Origin of the sequence: Parvibaculum indicum (genome assembly GCF_011762095.1) — a bacterium.
GTDB lineage: Bacteria > Pseudomonadota > Alphaproteobacteria > Parvibaculales > Parvibaculaceae > Parvibaculum > Parvibaculum indicum.
Genome location: NZ_JAASQO010000007.1, coordinates 202,716 through 217,952, shown reverse-complemented (window position 1 = coordinate 217,952; position 15,237 = coordinate 202,716). Strand labels below are relative to the sequence as shown.

The 15,237-nt window shown below is 64.7% G+C and carries 17 protein-coding genes; 9 read left to right on the top strand and 8 right to left on the bottom strand.

Annotation, left to right across the window (positions count from 1 at the left end; genetic code table 11):
* The first annotated feature begins 69 nt into the window (after nt 1–69).
* Nucleotides 70–297, top strand: coding sequence for a hypothetical protein (locus FHS78_RS10830; RefSeq protein WP_167094076.1), 228 nt, complete (start codon nt 70–72; stop codon nt 295–297).
* Between the two features lie 132 nt (nt 298–429).
* Nucleotides 430–921, top strand: coding sequence for a VOC family protein (locus tag FHS78_RS10825; protein WP_167094074.1), 492 nt, complete (start codon nt 430–432; stop codon nt 919–921).
* An 86-nt stretch (nt 922–1,007) separates the two neighbouring features.
* On the opposite strand, the gene FHS78_RS10820 is transcribed toward FHS78_RS10825, so the two are convergent.
* The 5 genes from FHS78_RS10820 to FHS78_RS10800 are packed head-to-tail and all read right to left on the bottom strand — an operon-like array spanning nt 1,008 to nt 5,356.
* Nucleotides 1,008–1,778, bottom strand: coding sequence for an SDR family NAD(P)-dependent oxidoreductase (locus tag FHS78_RS10820; RefSeq protein ID WP_167094072.1), 771 nt, complete (start codon nt 1,776–1,778; stop codon nt 1,008–1,010).
* Nucleotides 1,779–1,802: 24 nt separating this feature from the next.
* Entirely contained in the window at nt 1,803–2,228 is a 426-nt protein-coding gene (locus tag FHS78_RS10815) for a nuclear transport factor 2 family protein (protein WP_167094070.1), read from the bottom strand.
* A 59-nt stretch (nt 2,229–2,287) separates the two neighbouring features.
* Complete coding sequence (locus FHS78_RS10810) at nt 2,288–3,505, bottom strand: acyl-CoA dehydrogenase family protein (RefSeq protein WP_167094068.1); 1,218 nt, start codon at nt 3,503–3,505, stop codon at nt 2,288–2,290.
* Between the two features lie 36 nt (nt 3,506–3,541).
* On the bottom strand, nt 3,542–4,276 hold the full coding sequence (locus tag FHS78_RS10805) for an SDR family NAD(P)-dependent oxidoreductase (protein WP_167094066.1): 735 nt from the start codon (nt 4,274–4,276) through the stop codon (nt 3,542–3,544).
* Between the two features lie 36 nt (nt 4,277–4,312).
* The gene (locus FHS78_RS10800) at nt 4,313–5,356 is read right to left on the bottom strand and encodes a phosphotransferase family protein (protein WP_343041961.1); all 1,044 of its coding nucleotides are present in this window, start codon (nt 5,354–5,356) and stop codon (nt 4,313–4,315) included.
* Nucleotides 5,357–5,436: 80 nt separating this feature from the next.
* Here FHS78_RS10800 and FHS78_RS10795 point away from each other — a divergent pair, with 80 nt between their 5' ends.
* From FHS78_RS10795 to FHS78_RS10775, 5 genes are all read left to right on the top strand, one after another.
* Nucleotides 5,437–6,156, top strand: coding sequence for a TetR/AcrR family transcriptional regulator (locus tag FHS78_RS10795; RefSeq protein ID WP_167094064.1), 720 nt, complete (start codon nt 5,437–5,439; stop codon nt 6,154–6,156).
* Between the two features lie 97 nt (nt 6,157–6,253).
* Entirely contained in the window at nt 6,254–7,234 is a 981-nt protein-coding gene (locus FHS78_RS10790) for an NADPH:quinone oxidoreductase family protein (protein WP_167094062.1), read from the top strand.
* A 68-nt stretch (nt 7,235–7,302) separates the two neighbouring features.
* Nucleotides 7,303–8,241, top strand: a complete 939-nt coding sequence (locus tag FHS78_RS10785; protein WP_167094060.1) for a diacylglycerol kinase family protein — start codon at nt 7,303–7,305, stop codon at nt 8,239–8,241.
* Complete coding sequence (locus FHS78_RS10780) at nt 8,238–8,681, top strand: hypothetical protein (protein WP_167094058.1); 444 nt, start codon at nt 8,238–8,240, stop codon at nt 8,679–8,681. The genes FHS78_RS10785 and FHS78_RS10780 overlap by 4 nt, the downstream gene beginning before the upstream one ends.
* Nucleotides 8,682–8,774: 93 nt before the next feature.
* Entirely contained in the window at nt 8,775–9,044 is a 270-nt protein-coding gene (locus FHS78_RS10775) for a hypothetical protein (RefSeq protein WP_167094056.1), read from the top strand.
* Nucleotides 9,045–9,054: 10 nt separating this feature from the next.
* Here the strand turns inward: FHS78_RS10775 and FHS78_RS10770 are convergent, their stop codons facing one another.
* Both FHS78_RS10770 and FHS78_RS10765 read right to left on the bottom strand, forming a co-directional pair.
* Entirely contained in the window at nt 9,055–9,855 is an 801-nt protein-coding gene (locus FHS78_RS10770; RefSeq protein ID WP_167094054.1) for an SDR family NAD(P)-dependent oxidoreductase, read from the bottom strand.
* Between the two features lie 82 nt (nt 9,856–9,937).
* Nucleotides 9,938–10,189: a DUF6460 domain-containing protein gene (locus FHS78_RS10765; RefSeq protein WP_167094052.1), complete on the bottom strand. Its 252-nt coding sequence runs from the start codon at nt 10,187–10,189 to the stop codon at nt 9,938–9,940.
* Between the two features lie 107 nt (nt 10,190–10,296).
* On the opposite strand from FHS78_RS10765, the gene FHS78_RS10760 reads away from it, so the two are divergent.
* Nucleotides 10,297–10,785, top strand: a complete 489-nt coding sequence (locus FHS78_RS10760; RefSeq protein ID WP_246220446.1) for a cupin domain-containing protein — start codon at nt 10,297–10,299, stop codon at nt 10,783–10,785.
* A gap of 2 nt (nt 10,786–10,787) precedes the next feature.
* Here the strand turns inward: FHS78_RS10760 and FHS78_RS10755 are convergent, their stop codons facing one another.
* Nucleotides 10,788–12,833 (bottom strand): AsmA family protein, encoded by a 2,046-nt coding sequence (locus FHS78_RS10755; protein WP_167094048.1) that lies wholly within the window; start codon nt 12,831–12,833, stop codon nt 10,788–10,790.
* Nucleotides 12,834–13,370: 537 nt separating this feature from the next.
* Here FHS78_RS10755 and FHS78_RS10750 point away from each other — a divergent pair.
* Nucleotides 13,371–15,206: an ABC transporter ATP-binding protein gene (locus FHS78_RS10750; protein ID WP_167094047.1), complete on the top strand. Its 1,836-nt coding sequence runs from the start codon at nt 13,371–13,373 to the stop codon at nt 15,204–15,206.
* Nucleotides 15,207–15,237: the final 31 nt, after the last annotated feature.

The window sequence follows — 15,237 nt, the reverse complement described above, 5'->3', positions numbered from 1 at the left end:
ACGTCGGAAGACGCCCTCGGCAACTCCTTTCGAACTTTGAAAAAGTAAGAAGAAAACAGGGAGAGGATCATGACTCTCATGAAACTGTATGAGTTGCATCTGAAGCACGAAGAAACGGACCAGTCCCTCGACATCTGTCTCGTCCTCGCGCCCTCGCGGGAGCACGCGCTTGCCGCCTTCGGCCAGGAAGAGGCGGTGGCCCTGGTCAAACAGGCGTCGGACTGGATGAAGGGCGACGGCGAGCCGCGTATCCTCGGCTGGACCTCGGGCCCCATGCCGGGCGTGGAAGTCGCCTGAGGCGTAGCCCTCCGCAAAAGCGCGTCCAGCAATAGGGCGTTTTGGGACAAGACAATAATCGGCGAGGGCGGCGAGACTCCCGTGAAAGCGTCATGACGGCGCTTGCTTGTTTTGACGACGGGGACGCCGACCTTGCCTTATCCCAATACGCTTATCTTTTTTGACCTTTCCTCCGACGACCCGGCGGCCTGCGCCGCATTCTATGCCGATGTGTTCGGCTGGGAGAACGACCCCCGCCCCTATGGCGTCTTCCACCGCATGGTGCCGGGCGGCAATGCCCTGAACCCGGACGGGTCGGAAAGCCAGATCGGCAATTTCCATATCGGTATCCATAATGCCGCCAATGCGCGCCCCCATCCCGACCCGGATGGCGTGGAGCCGCGTATGGTGGCGGGCGAGGGTCGCAAGCCGCGCCTCTGGATCCTCGTCAGCGACGACGACAGCCCGGAGCGCATTCTGGCGGATGCGGAAAAGCGCGGCGCGGAAATCCTCTGGCGCGATCATTACTGGAAGGAGTTCAACGGTCTGAACCATTCCTTCCGCGATCCCTGGGGCAACGAGATCGTGCTGTGGCGCAAGGGCGGGGAGAACCCGGAGATCCCGGCGCATTACACCCGCGAATAGCGGATCGGATTGGGGGGCCGGGCGGCGCGTTTTGCTCATAGGCGCGCCGCCCTGTTTTTATGTTGCGCCGGGCTCAGGCATTGCGCTCAGGCGTTTCTGGCCATAAGCCCGCCATCCACCGGAATGGTGACGCCGGTAATGTAGGAGGCCGCTGGCAGGCAGAGGCTCAGCGTCATATGCGCCACCTCTTCCGGCAGGCCGTAGCGGCGCATCGCCGTGCGGCGCTTGGCATAGACCTGCTTCTGATCGTCCGGGATCGCTTCCGTCATGCCGGTGGAGATCGGGCCGGGGCAGATGCAATTGACCGTGATGCCTTCCTTGCCGAGTTCCACCGCCAGCGCGCGGGTAAGCCCGGTCACGCCCGCCTTGGCGGCGGAATAGGGGCTGTCCAGCGCCGTCGCGCCGAGTGCTTCGGTCGACGCGATGTTCACGATGCGCGGCGCGGAGGATTTCCGCAGGTGAGGCAGCGCCGCCCGGATGATGCGCTGATGCGCCGTCAGGCACACAGTCAGCATCCGCTCGAAAAGCGCGTCATAGCCCTCGTCGTCGATGGGCAGGAAGCCCGCGATCCCGGCATTGTTCACCACCGCATCGATCCCGCCGAAATGGTCGGCCACTTCGCCGACGACCCGCGCGATCTCGTCCTTGTTGCCGACATCGAAGGTCCAGGCTTTCGCACTGCCGCCTTTCGCGGCGATGCCTTCCGCGACTTTCGCCGCGCCCTCGCCATTGTAATCCGTCACCGCCACGTTGGCGTCCTCGGCGGCAAAGACTTCCGCCGTCGCGCGGCCCATGCCGCTTGCGGCGCCGGTCACCAGCACCGTCAGCCCTTTCACCGACCGGCTCAATTCCGTCATCGTTTCCTCCCTTGATGTGATGGCTCAGGCACCGCTGGCGCGGGCGAAGGCGGTGCCTTTTTCCTCGCCACGCATCTGGTCGAAGACCGCCAGCGTGTCGAGCGCTTCGAAGACTTCGGAAATGCCGTCCGGCCCGCCGCGTACAAAGAGCGTATATTCGTTTTCGTAAGGCAATCCGCTGTCGCGGTAGCGCGCACGATAGATGAAGCGCACCGCGCTTAGTTTCTCGTCGCCCAGCTCGTCCAGAATCTCGACCGTGCAGTCGGGAAAATAGATATCCTCCCAGACGGAGCGGTTGAAGGCGATCACCGCCTCGCGTCCCGTCATGGGGCGCGGATAGGGCAGCGAGGCCGAAAGGCTCCAGTTGATCTCGTCGGCATAAAGCGCCGACATCTTCTCCACATCGCCGAACGCCTCGACAAGGCGCCCGGCGGGCGTTTGCACCGCCATGCTCGTCTCCTTCCCTCAAAATGGAAACGGGCGCTCCGGCGGGAGCGCCCGCGTCGGGCTCATGCCTCGTTGTATTCCTTGATCTTCTGCTTGCCGAGCTGCGACATGTGCACCTCGTCCGGCCCGTCCGCGATGCGCACGAAGCGGTTCAGCGTGAAGAAACCGGCAATCGGCGTATCGTCGCTGACGCCCATGCCGCCATGCGCCTGGATGGCGCGGTCGGTCACGTTCTGCGCCATTTGCGGCGCGACGATCTTGATCGCGGCGATCAGGTCCTTCGCGATCTTGTTGCCGTATTTGTCCATGCTGTCGGCGGCCTTCAGCGTCAGCAGGCGGGCCTGCTCGATCTCGCAGAAGGAGCGGGCGACATCCTGCCGGATGCTGCTCTGGTCGGCGATCTTCTTGCCGAAGGCGACGCGGTTCTCCACGCGCCGCGCCATGATTTCGAGCGCCCGCTGCGCCTGGCCGATGGACCGCATGCAATGGTGGATGCGCCCCGGGCCGAGGCGGCCTTGCGCAATCTCGAAGCCGCGCCCCTCGCCGAGAATGAGGTTCTCCTTCGGCACGCGGCAATTCTCGAACAGCAGTTCCGCTTCGCCGCCGGGCGAGTTCTTGGATCCGAACACTTTCAGGTTGCGCACGATCTTCCAGCCCGGCGTATCGCGCGGCACGATGATGGTGGAGTGCTGCTGGTGGCGCGGATTGTCCATCAGCGTCTTGCCCATGACGAGCATCACTTCGCAGCGTTCGTCCATGATGCCGGAGATCCACCATTTGCGCCCGTTGATGACGTAGTCGTCGCCATCGGGAAAGATGGTGGTCTCGAGATTGGTCGCATCGGAGGACGCGACCTGCGGTTCCGTCATCACATAGGCGGAGCGGATCTTGCCGTCGAGCAGCGGCTGCAGCCAGCGCTTCTGCTGGTCGGGGCTGCCGTATTTCGCCAGCACTTCCATATTGCCCGTGTCCGGCGCGGCGCAGTTGAAGACTTCCGACGACCACGGCACGCGGCCCATGATCTCGGCCAGCGGCGCATATTCCAGATTGGTCAGCCCCGGGCTCAGATCGCCATATTCTTCCGGCAGGAAGAGGTTCCACAAGCCTTCCGCGCGGGCCTTCTCCTTCAGCGCTTCGAGGCCCGGCCAGTGCTTCCACAGATTGGCCGGGTCCGTCACCCACTCATAATGTTCTTCCTCGGCCGGATAGATGTGCTTGTCCATGAAGGCTTCGAGCTTGGCGATCAGCTCCTTCACCTTGTCCGTATGATCGAAATTCATGATGCCGTCCTGTTTGTCGTGTTTTGATTTTTGAGTTCAGAGCGTGATCCCGCCATCGACCGGAATGGTCTGGCCGAGCACATAGGCCGCCAGCGGCGAGGCGAGGAAAAGCGTGACGCCCGCCATGTCCGACGGCGTGCCGAGGCGATGCATGGGAATGCCCTGCAGCGAGGCGTTGAGGCGGTCGGGATTGTCCGTCGTCACCTTGGTGAGCTTCGTGTCGACGAGGCCCGGCGCGACGCCGTTCACGCGAATGCCGTCCTTCGCCCAGGCCTGCGCCAGCGTGCGCGTGAGACCCACCGCGCCGGTCTTGGAGGCGTTATAGGCCGGGTTGCCGCGCGTCGCGTGATAGGCGGCGGTGGAGCTGATCGTGATGAGCGAGCCTTTGCTGGTGGCCAGCATGTCATGGAACTTGATCGCGCAGGCCATCAGGCTGTTCAGATTGACGTCCATCACCTTCTGGAAGCCGTCCATCTTGAACTCGCCCTTCTTGTAGATGACCGTGCCCTGGCACAGCACCAGCACGTCGAGCGATTTGAAGGGCGGGGCATAGGCTTCGATGGCGTCGAAGTCGGACACATCCATATGCGCGTAGTGAAGCCCCGTCATGTCGGAGCCCTCCACGCCCTTGTAGTCGTCCGCGCTTTTGCGCGTGCCCCAGACATGCACCTCCGCGCCGCGTGTCCGAAAGGCATGCGCAATGCCGTTGCCGATGCCGCTGGAGCCGCCGACGACAAGCACCGTCTTGCCGCTGAAATCCGTATCCGTCATGAGATCCTCCCTCATCTGTTCTGGTTTTGAATGCGTTCAGCCGATCCAGCGCAGTGCTCGCTCGAAGAGGCCGATGGTCTGGTTGTGAAGCATGTCGCCCGTTTCCTTCGGCGCGCGTCCGGCGCAGGCGCGGGCATGCGTGCCTTCGAGGATGATGCCGAGCTTGTAGCAGGCGAGCACCGCATACCACTCGATGGCGTCCACATTGCGCGTGGTGCGCGGTCGGTAATGCGCGACGAGTTCTTCCGCGCTCGGAAAGCCCTTCCACGGCGTCACCGCCACGGCGGACGCCCCGCTGCCGCTGCCTTCCGGCCAGGTGGCAAGCAGCCAGCCGAGATCGAGCAGCGGATCGCCGATGGTCGTCAGTTCCCAGTCCACGATGGCCGCGAGTTCCGGGCTGTCATACCGGTACATCACATTGGCGAGGTGGTAGTCGCCATGAATGATGCCGGGCTGGAAGTCGGCAGGGCGGTGACTATCGAGCCATGCCGCGACTTTCTCCACGCCGGGAATTTCCGCAGGTCCCGTCCAGCCGTCGAGTTCGCGATAGCTTTCTAGCTGCGCCTTCCAGCGCGCCACCTGCCGTTCGAGATAGTTTTCCGGCTTGCCGAGCCCGTCGAGCCCCAGCGCCTTGTAGTCGAGCGCGCCGAGCGCCGCGATCCCTTCGACCAGCGACAGCCCCATCCGGTGGCGCACCGCTTCCGAGCCCGCGTGATAGTCGGGAAGCCCCGTCGTCGGGTTGAAGCCGTTTACCGGCTCCATGAGATAGAAGGACGCGCCGATTACATCCTCTTCCGGGCAGGCCGCGATGAGGGGGGGGTGGGGCACATCCGTATCCGCGATCGCCGCCAGCACGCGCGCCTCGCGCCGCATCGTCTCGTTGGAGTTGGCGCGCAGATGCTCCGGCGGCCGCCGCAGCACGTAAGTCTGCCCCGCGCGGGAAAACTTCAGCAGGATGTTCTGCGTGCCCCCCGCCAGCGTCTCGACATTCTCGAGCGGTCCCTCGCCCAGCCCCCGGCCGTCCATCCAGCCGCGAAGCGCATTGAGATCCACGCCCGGCACTTCTGTCGTCTCCTCCACATCGGCACCCGTTTCTGTATTTTTAAGTCAAATGGATAATGCAGTTGACGATCCGGCGATGCAATGGGATTCTGACGCCCATGGTCAGACTGGAACCCAAACCGCGCAGCGAGGCCGCGCAGCATCTCAAGCAGATCGCCTGCCGGCTCTTTGCCGAACGCGGCGTCGACGGCGTCACCGTGCGCGAAATCGCCGAGGCGGCGGGCCAGAAGAACCACGCCGCCGTCGGCTATCATTTCGGCTCCAAGGAAGCCCTCATCCGGGAGATCGTCCTCGACGGCGCCATCCTGATCGACGAATACCGCAACGCCCTGCTCGACGCGCTGGAGGCGCAGGGCGGCCCGTCGACCGTGCGCGAGGTGGTCGAAGTGCTGATCCGCAGCTCCGTCCGCGCGCTGGAAGGGTCGCAGCTCGAAAACAGCTACAACCGCTTCGTCACCATGCTGGGCATGACCCATCGCGACTTCTTCATGGAGACGCTCGACGGGAAATGGAACTCGGGCTATCTGCGCTGTCTCGATCATCTGCGCCGGCTGGAGACGACCCTCACGCCGAGTGCGCTCAATCAGCGTTTCGTTTTCATGGGCGCCTATCTCGGCAGCGTGATTTCCGCCCGCGAAGCCGCCCTGTCGGACGCCTCGCGCCAGCACCCGACCTGGAGCGCGGACGAAACGCTCACCCATCTCGCCGTCACCCTCACGGCCCTTCTGGAAGCCCCGGCCCCCGCCGACAGCAAAGCGCCCCGATTGCCCGATCCGGACCCGGTCGTGCTCGGCCCGCTCGGCATCCTGCCCGGCTAGGCCGCGCCGCCGCTCCGTCACCCGCCGCCGGGTTCGTCAACAGGCATCCCCCGCGATAAGCTTCCGCCAACGAGAAACCTCATCAGGGAGAACGAAAATGCGCGCCATGCGTGTTGCCGAATATGGAAGCCCCAAAGCGTTGAAAGTCGAAGACCTGCCGGCGCCCGCGCCGGGCAAGGGCGAATACCTCCTCGCCGTGGAGGCCGCCGGTCTCGGCTATGTCGATGCGCTTCTCGTGCAGGGCGCCTATCAGGTGAAGACGCCGCTCCCCTTCATCCCCGGGTCGGAAGTCGCAGGCCGTGTCGAGGCGGTGGGCGAGGGCGTGCCGGAAAAACTCGTCGGCACCCGCGTCATGGCGCTCTCCCCGCGCGGCGCGCTGGCGGAGAAGATCGCGCTTCCAGCGGCGGTCTGCAACCCGTTGCCCGACAATATGACGTCGGAAGCCGCCGCCGGGTTCCTCATCTCCTACTGCACCGCGCTTTACGGGCTGGAGAATTGCGGACATCTCCAGCCGGGCGAAACCGTTCTCGTCCTCGGCGCGGCGGGCGGCGTCGGCATGGCCGCCATCGACGTCGCGAAGGCCATGGGCGCGAAAGTCATCGCCGCCGCTTCGACGGAGGAAAAGCGCCAAGCCGCCATCGCCCATGGCGCGGACATGGCGCTCGACTATTCGAAAGAAGACTGGCGTAAATCGCTCGACGAGATGATCGGCAAGAGCGCGGTCGATGTCGTCTACGATCCCGTCGGCGGCGCCTTCTCCGAAACCGCCTTCCGCTGCCTGGCGCCCGGCGGCCGTCATCTCGTGGTCGGTTTCGCGGCCGGCGACATTCCGAAACTGCCGCTCAATCTGGCGCTTCTCAAACGCGCCTCGCTGGTCGGTGTTGATTGGGGCGGCGAAATCCGCGCGAACCCCGCCGCTAACCTGCCGCTGATGAAGACGCTGACGCAATGGGCCGTGGACGGAAAGATCCACCCCGAACCCACGGCCACCTTCCCGCTGGAAGAAGCAGGCACGGTGCTTCAATCCCTTCTGGAGCGCAAAAGCGTCGGCAAGCCGGTCATTCGCATGAACGGCTGAGCCGGTGCCACGCTTTCGCCGGGTTTTCGCAATATTCGCGGCCGGTTTCGCCTGCCATACTCGCGTTCATGGATGATGCGACGAAAGACATACCGGCCTCCGCCGGCGCGCTGGCCTTTCCCCGTCTGCTGCTTCTGGAAAACCGGAAGGCGGGCGGGGCAAGCGAAAGCGGCATCGCGCACCGCCTCCGCGATACGGGCCGCGAGGTCGTCGCCCCCGACACCTCGTCCATCGAGGAAGCCTGCGCGGTCGTGCGTAAAAAATCGGGCGATGTCGATCTCATCGTCGTCGCGGGCGGGGATGGATCGGTCAACGGCCTCCTGTCCTGCCTGATGGAGGCGTCCGTGCCCTCGCTGGTCGTGCCGCGCGGCACGGGAAACGATTTTGCGCGCTCTCTCGGCATCCCGCTGGAAGGAGACGACGCCCTCTCGCTGCTCGACACCGGCATTCTGGCGGATGTCGATGTGAGCTTCGCAAACGGCAAGCCCTTCGTGAACGCGGCCAGCGTCGGACTGACGGCGCAGGTCACGAAATATCAGACGCCGGAACAAAAGAGCCGATTCGGTGCCGTCAGCTACATTGTGAGCGCGTTGAAGGCGGTGCGCCTCACCCGGCCGTTCCGGGCGGAGGTTTTCAATCTCGACGAGCCCGGCGCGAAATCGCTGAAGATGCGCTGCGTGCAGCTTCTCGCAGGCAATGGCCGCTATTTCGGCGGCGGGATGGTCGTTCATCACGAAACGCGCATCGACGACGGCAGGATCTATCTCTATGCGCTGAAACCGGCCTCGACCTTCGCCCTGATCCTGCACGGACCCCTGATCGGGCTGGGCCGCGTGGATTTGTCGCCGGAGGCCGTCGTCGCCTCGGGAACGGGCTTCCGGCTCGACACCCGCCGCCCCTTGCCGGTTCACGCCGATGGTGAAAGGCTGACGCAAACGCCCGTCACCTTCGAGGTAAAACACCGGGCGCTGAAGGTTCTGGCATCGAAGGAGTTCGCCGCCCCATGAACAACCTGTTTCGCAGCCCCGAGGAAACGGCCCTGACGAGCCTCGGCGTCGCGCTGGAAGCGGCGGCGACCTTTTACGAACATGCCCGCGAGGTATCGCATGGCGATCTGCGCGCCTTTCTCAACGAAAGGGCGGATGCGCTGGCCGCCGCCTCCAAGGCGTGGAACGGCAATCTGAGGGACAGGGATATTCTGCCCGCGACGCCCGACGAGGATGCGGAAACGCTGCGCCGGATCGCGCTCTTCGCGGGCATGACGCTCGGCACGGATGAAGAGGCCGTCCTGTTCGATATGTGCGCCCGTACCGAGCAGCGCCTCCTCGCTGCGCTGGGCGAGGCCGCGGCGGTGGCGCCGGAGGAGCCTTTCATCCGGGCGGCGGAAGAAGCCGGGCATGGCTGCGTCGCCGCCATCGCCGGCATATGGCGCCTGCGGAGCGAATAGGCGCCATTTATCCCCGCCTTTCCATCTCTCTCCATACTGTCCGTGCACGGGAGCTTGTCCCGCGCGGTTGAAACAGCCTTATGGGAGAACGACATGACGAAACTTCTGGCCGGGGCGGCGGCGGATATGAGTTCCACGCCGATCGACTGGCAGGGCGGCTCGGGCGCTTTCTGGGTATGGGGCGATTTCGACGGGGCCTCCGTCTCGCTGGAGGCAAGCCCCGATGGCGAAAACTGGTTTGCGCTGGGCGAGCAGGTCGTGATGCATGAAAAAGGCGTTGGCGGTTTCGCGCTGGGCCCGTGCAGGCTTCGCGCAACGCTCGCCAACGCCTCCGCTTCAACCAGCGTGAGCGCGGTCGTCTAGCCCGGCGGGCTCAGGCGCCCCGTCGGCTCGGCGCGAAGGGATGCGTGCTGGAAAGCCCGCCATCCACCGCATAGGCCTGCCCGTTCACATAGGAGGCGTCGTCGCTGGCCAGGAAGAGCGCCATCTGCGCGATCTCTTCCGGATGGCCATAGCGCGCCGTGGGGTTGAGCTGGCCGATCTTGTCTTCCGAGCCCCGCGCCCGCGCGCCGTCGAAAATCGGCTTCGTCATGCCCGTCTCGATGAGGCCGGGGCAGATTGCATTGACGCGCACCCCCGTGCCGTAAAGCGCATTGGCCGAGGTCTGGACGAGGCTGATGACGCCCGCCTTGCTGGCGGAGTAGGGCAGGCCGCCCGCATTGGCGCGCAAGCCCGCGACCGAGGCCGTGCAGACGATGGAGCCTTTGCCCTGTTTCGTCATATGCGGCGTCACATGCTTGATCGCCAGAAAAGGGCCGATCAGGTTGATCCGCAGGATTTCCTGCCAGTAATCCGCGGTCTGTTCGGGCAGCGGAACCATGCCGCCGCTGATCCCCGCATTGGCATAGATCGCATCCACGCCGCCCAGCTTTTCGACGCAATGGGCGATCAGCGCCGACACGTCGTCTTCATTGCCTGCGTCCCCGGCGACGGAGATGATGTCGGCGCCCTTCACCTCGTCGCGGACCAGCGTTGCCGTCTTGTCCACGGCGTCTTCCGCCCTGTCCATGATGACGAGCGAGGCGCCCTCCCGTGCAAACAGCAGGGCGCTTGCCCGGCCGATGCCGCTGCCCGCGCCCGTGATAATGGCTTTCTTGCCTGTGAGCCTGCCCATGCGTTCGTCTCCCGAATCGTGATTTTGATGGCGCCAAGTCTAGCCATCGGGCAGGCGGGGCGACACCCTGTCGAAATGGCCGTCAGCGGCCGATTTTCGGGGGCTTCAGCAGGAAGATCACGACCCAGATCGGCACCAGCACCATCGCGCCGAGCAGGAAATTGGGCAGCGCCCAGTCGATCCCGTCCTGCACGAATGCGATGATCGCATCCGGCGTGACCCCGAGATCGCCCAGCACCTCCTGCGCCGAAATGTCGAACGCATTCAGCAGCGCGCCGACGGCGACGGCGGCGATCACGAACTTGGCGAGTGTTGACAGCGCATTGTAAAGCATGTGCCGATCGATAACCCCCCGGGGAATCGGGTCTTGGGCAGTTTAGTCGCGCAAGCGCTTTCACACAAAGGCCGGGGCGGACACAGGCACGCTGGAAAGGGATGGAAATGAGCGGAAAAGATGAAAATACCCGCCAATATTACTTTTCGGCGGCCGAAATCGCCGCCATGCCGGAGCGCCTTCACCGGCATCAGTTCAACGAAAATGCCGTCCGCATGACCCGCACCCTGGGCGATCCGGCGGGGCTGGAGGATATGGGCCTCCATATCGTCCGGCTGGAGCCGGGGCGCGAGAGCACGGAATTCCATTTCCACGGACAGGATGAGGAATTCCTGATGATCCTCTCCGGTCGGGGCATCGCCGAAATCGGCGACGACCGGATCGAGGTCGGGCCGGGCGATGTGATGGCCTTCCCGAAAAACTCGCCCGCCCATGTCATGCATGTGCCGGAAGGGGCGGGCGAGGATCTCGTCTATCTCATGGGCGGCACGCGCGCGCCCGTCGACATCTGCACCTATCCGAAGGCGGGCCTCAGAATGACCCGGGCCGACGGGGTGAAGGAAGTCGCCCGGCTGGACGACCTCCGGAAGGTCTAGGCCTAGTTCCCGAACAGGCTCTTCAGCGCATCCTTCGGGCTCACCTTCTTCTCCTCCGTCGTGCCGCTATCCGACGAGCCGTTGTCGTTCGCCGCGTCGCCGCCGGAGCCGCCGCCGAACTGTTTCAGAACGCCCTTGATGCCTTCCTTGCGGATCGTGTCGATCGTCTCCTTGGTCTGCTCCGGATTGGAAAGCATGGAGGCAAGGTCGGGCGTGAAGCTCGGCCTGGACCAGGGCCCGCGAATGAGGATCGGCACCTCGATACCCTTGGCGTCCGTCGTGCCGCCCTGTCCCTCCAGCGTGCCGACCAGTTTCGGCTGGACGCGGTAGTTGAGCGTCTTGGCGGGCATATCCACCGTGCCCGCGCCCGTCACGCGGATCAGCGGGCTCATCAGCCGCAAATCGTCGTTTTTCAGAATGCCTCTGGTGATGGTGTAGCTGCCGCTGAGTTCGGAGAAGTCGGTATCCTGGCTGCCGCCCGCGTCCCAGCCGGATTTGGTGGCGGAGAGTACCGTGCGGACGAGATTGGCGAGATCGACGCCCTTGACCTTGCCGTCCGTGAATTTGAAAGCGCCCTTGCCGTTCAGTGCGCTCACCATGGCCTTTTGGCTCTTGCCCGCCGTCGTCACGGCAATATCCATGGCCGTGCTGCCGGTGAGCCGGTTGAAGCCCGCCGCCGCCTGCAGAAGGGGCTGGGCCTGAACGCCGGAAATATTGAAATTCGCGCCGATCTGCGGCGTCGAGCTGGCGCCGTTCACCTTCAGCGTGCCGTTGCCCGCGCCGCCGTAAAGCGCAAGCCGGGTGAGATTGGCGTTGAGCACGCCGTTGTTCAGCTTCACATTCACCGCGCTTTCGCCGATTTCGATGGCCTGAACGAGAATCTTGCCGGCCTTGAGGTCGAGATCCGCATCGACGGATTTGAGCGCGGAGAAATCCATGGGCGCGGTGCTCCAGCCCGCATCGCCGCCGCCGCCGGAAGAGGCGCCGCCCGATGAGGCCCCGCCGCTGCCGGCGCCGCCTGCCGAATAGGTATTCACATCGATCTTGTCGACGGAAAGGTCGCCGCCGATCCGGGGCCGCGCGCCGCCGGTCCGCACGTCGAGATTGCCTTCCGCGTTCATGCCGTCGAAGGCGATCTTGGCGTTCTTGAAGCTGTAGCGGTCCTGGGCGCCGGTCGCCTTGCCGGTGATGGAGAGTTTGCCGAACCCGTTTCCGGCGGGCATCGGATTGCCCGCCCATGCGGCAAGCTCGCGCACGGACGGCACGTCGAGCGAGACGTCGCCGCCGAAGGCGAGCCCGTCGATGAGCTTGAAGGATCCTTCATAGCTGGTGTCGAGTTTGGGCGAGGAGACCGAGAGCGAAACCGGCGTCTCGCCGCCATCGGTCAGCGCGCGCGGGCGCGCCGCGGCCAGATCGACGTCGATCTTGTCCCCGTTCCACACGACCGACCCCTCCGCCTCGAACGGATCGTCCAGGCTCGGCAGCGAAAGGTCGAGGTTCACGTCCTTGAAGCTGTAGGCCGCGCCGGTCTGCGCATTGGTGTAATTGGCCGTGCCGCCGCTGATCGAGACCTCGCCCAGCTTCACCTGGTTGAGGCTCGCCCCGCCGCCCGCATCGCCCGTCGCCTCCGGCGCGGCCTCGGCGGGCACAGGCGCCGCCGCGGTTTCGAACTGCCAGTTGGGCGTGCCGTCCTTGCGGACCTCCAGATTGATGACCGGGTCCTTCAGCGTGAAACTGTCCACCTCCACATTGCCGGAAAAGAGCGGCAGGAGTTTCAGCGACACATGCATCGACTTCATCGTCGCCATTTCGGGGGCCTTGCCCCATGCGGCATTGGCGAAGGCGACGTCGTTCACCTCCACCCCGATGCTCGGAAAGAAGGAGAGCGACATATCCCCGTCGATCTTGAGGTCGCGTCCCGTCTGCTGCTGCGCGATCTTCTGGATCTGCGCCTTGTAGGTTTCCATCGGAATGAACATCGGCACGGCGACGACCACGGCGATGAGGATGACGATGATGCCTGCGAGAATCGCGATCACACGGGACATTGAAAAGCTCCTGGCTGACGCCTCCGGCGGGAGGCGGAAAAATCCGGCGCGAAACCATAGCAAGCCGCGTCCCGCTGCGAAACACCGCGCCGCCGCGCGGCGGTACATAAGCTCTTTGTGCAATAGCCCGTGAAATATTTGTCACAGTGCGGAAGATAATGCGTGTCCGCGCTTCCAAATGGCGCGGGGAATGTGTATTCGTAAGAATATGCAATCGTCTCCACGGTTGCAGCGCAGCGTTTCGATGAACCGGTCACACACCGGACAAAGAAGGGAGCAGCAAATGAAATACGCGGATGTATGCATTGAGCCGATGATGCTCCCGGGCGCGCGCTGAGCTTTCCGCTCCGCCCGGGTTCCTACCGGGCGTCTCTCCCCGCGATTTTCCTTCGTACCGGCCGCCATATCTGGCCGCGAATATCGAAAATCGTTCTCTGATTCTCTCCCGGTATTGCCGACACGCGCGGCCTCGTGCCGCCGGATTCGATTCCGTCTTCAAAAGGAGACCGCCTGCTTGCCCGCCGGCGGTCGAACGACATGACCATTCAAATGAACGAGCCCCTCGGTGCCGCAAAGGGTGTCGGGGCCGTCCGCATCGCAGCTTTCCTCTGGTCTTATTGGCGCCGTTTTCCGCTGGTTGCGCTCACCACGCTGGGCCTGATGCTGGCCTCCGTCGTGTTCGACGTGCTTTTTCCCATCGTTTCGGGCCGGCTGGTCGACGCGGTGGCGAAGGCCGGGTTCCCGCCGGCCGCGGCCGAGATGCGGGCCGCCTGGATCGCGCTGGCCCTTTTCGTCGGCCAGACGGTCGGTTTCCAGATTTGCCGCCGCACCTCCATGGTGTTCTGGGGCATGCTCGCCACCCGCGTCATGCGCGCCATCGTCGACGAGGCGTTCCACCGCGTACAGCGCTACAGCACCGACTGGCATTCCAGCAATTTCGCGGGCGCCACCGTGCGCAAGATCACGCGCGGCATGTGGGCCTATGACGCGCTGGCCGACACGCTCTTCATGGGCTTCCTGCCCACGGCCCTCGTCATGGTCGGCGTCACGGCGAGCCTCATGTTCCACTGGCCGCTGGTGGGGCTTTATGTGCTGGCCGGGACGGCGGCCTATGTGCTCGTCACCATCCTGCTGCTGAGGCGTTTCGTCGTGCCGCGCAACCGCTTGAGCGTGGCCGCCGATTCCGCCGTGGGCGGCGCCATTGCCGATGCCGTCACCTGCAACGCGGTGGTGAAGTCCTTCGGCACGGAAACCCGCGAGGATGCAAGGCTCGGAACCCTCTCCCGCGACTGGTCGCTCAAGGCCATGTATGCCTGGCGCACTATGGATTTCGTGATGATGGCGCAGATGGGCGTGCTCATCCTGCTCCAGCTCGGCCTGCTGGGTCTCGTCATCCGCTACTGGGTGGAAGGCGTGGCGACGCCGGGCGATGTCGCCTATGCGATGACGAGCTATCTCCTCATCTCCGGCTATATGCGCGATGTCGGCTTTCATGTGCAGAACCTGCAGCGCGCGGCCAACGAGATCGAGGACGTGATCCGCTTTGCCGAGAACGAACCGGCCGAGCCCGCCGGCCCCCATGCCGCGCCGCTTGCGGTGCGGGGCGGGGATATCCGCTTCGAGCATGTCTCCTTTGCCTATCCGAACGGCAAGGGCGCGGTCTATCGCGGCCTCGAAACGCATGTGAAGCCCGGCGAGAAGATCGCGCTGGTCGGCCGTTCCGGCAGCGGCAAGACGACCTTCGTCAAGCTGATGCAGCGGCTCTACGATCTCGACGGCGGTCGCATCCTGATCGACGGACAGGACATTGCGGGCGTCACCCGCGAAAGCCTGCGCCGGGCGATCGCGCTCGTCCCGCAGGAGCCGATGCTGTTCCACCGCTCGCTGGCGGAAAACATCGCCTATGCCAAACCCGACGCAACCGCCGCCGACATCGAGGAGGCCGCGCGTCTGGCCAATGCCCATGAGTTCATCGAAAAGATGCCTCAGGGCTATGCCACGCTGGTGGGCGAGCGCGGCGTGAAACTGTCCGGCGGCGAGCGCCAGCGCATCGCCATCGCGCGGGCGTTCCTGGCCGATGCGCCGATCCTGGTGCTGGACGAGGCGACCTCGAGCCTCGACAGCGAAACGGAGGAGCTGATCCAGGACGCCATGGACCGGCTGATGGAAGGCCGCACGACCATCGTGGTCGCGCACCGCTTCTCCACCATCCGCCGCATGGACCGCATTCTGGTCTTCGAGGATGGCGGGATCGTGGAGGAGGGCAGCCATGCGGCGCTGATGGCCCGCAAGGGCGGCCGCTTCCGCGCGCTTCATGCCGTCCAGCTCGCCGGCATCCGCGATGCCGTGCCGGAAAATACCGGGAGCGCGTGAGGCAAATCCGGCGGGGCCGCCGGGCCGTCCG

Excerpts from the sequence above, each read along its gene's own strand:
- FHS78_RS10815 (WP_167094070.1), bottom strand. The coding sequence starts at position 2,228 with ATGGCGGTGCAAACGCCCGCCGGGCGCCTTGTCGAGGCGTTCGGCGAT.
- FHS78_RS10795 (WP_167094064.1), top strand. The coding sequence starts at position 5,437 with ATGGTCAGACTGGAACCCAAACCGCGCAGCGAGGCCGCGCAGCATCTC.
- FHS78_RS10750 (WP_167094047.1), top strand. The coding sequence starts at position 13,371 with ATGACCATTCAAATGAACGAGCCCCTCGGTGCCGCAAAGGGTGTCGGG.
- FHS78_RS10760 (WP_246220446.1), top strand. The coding sequence starts at position 10,297 with ATGAGCGGAAAAGATGAAAATACCCGCCAATATTACTTTTCGGCGGCC.
- FHS78_RS10765 (WP_167094052.1), bottom strand. The coding sequence starts at position 10,189 with ATGCTTTACAATGCGCTGTCAACACTCGCCAAGTTCGTGATCGCCGCC.
- FHS78_RS10790 (WP_167094062.1), top strand. The coding sequence starts at position 6,254 with ATGCGCGCCATGCGTGTTGCCGAATATGGAAGCCCCAAAGCGTTGAAA.
- FHS78_RS10820 (WP_167094072.1), bottom strand. The coding sequence starts at position 1,778 with ATGACGGAATTGAGCCGGTCGGTGAAAGGGCTGACGGTGCTGGTGACC.
- FHS78_RS10805 (WP_167094066.1), bottom strand. The coding sequence starts at position 4,276 with ATGACGGATACGGATTTCAGCGGCAAGACGGTGCTTGTCGTCGGCGGC.
- FHS78_RS10785 (WP_167094060.1), top strand. The coding sequence starts at position 7,303 with ATGGATGATGCGACGAAAGACATACCGGCCTCCGCCGGCGCGCTGGCC.
- FHS78_RS10775 (WP_167094056.1), top strand. The coding sequence starts at position 8,775 with ATGACGAAACTTCTGGCCGGGGCGGCGGCGGATATGAGTTCCACGCCG.
- FHS78_RS10810 (WP_167094068.1), bottom strand. The coding sequence starts at position 3,505 with ATGAATTTCGATCATACGGACAAGGTGAAGGAGCTGATCGCCAAGCTC.
- FHS78_RS10780 (WP_167094058.1), top strand. The coding sequence starts at position 8,238 with ATGAACAACCTGTTTCGCAGCCCCGAGGAAACGGCCCTGACGAGCCTC.
- FHS78_RS10830 (WP_167094076.1), top strand. The coding sequence starts at position 70 with ATGACTCTCATGAAACTGTATGAGTTGCATCTGAAGCACGAAGAAACG.
- FHS78_RS10770 (WP_167094054.1), bottom strand. The coding sequence starts at position 9,855 with ATGGGCAGGCTCACAGGCAAGAAAGCCATTATCACGGGCGCGGGCAGC.
- FHS78_RS10755 (WP_167094048.1), bottom strand. The coding sequence starts at position 12,833 with ATGTCCCGTGTGATCGCGATTCTCGCAGGCATCATCGTCATCCTCATC.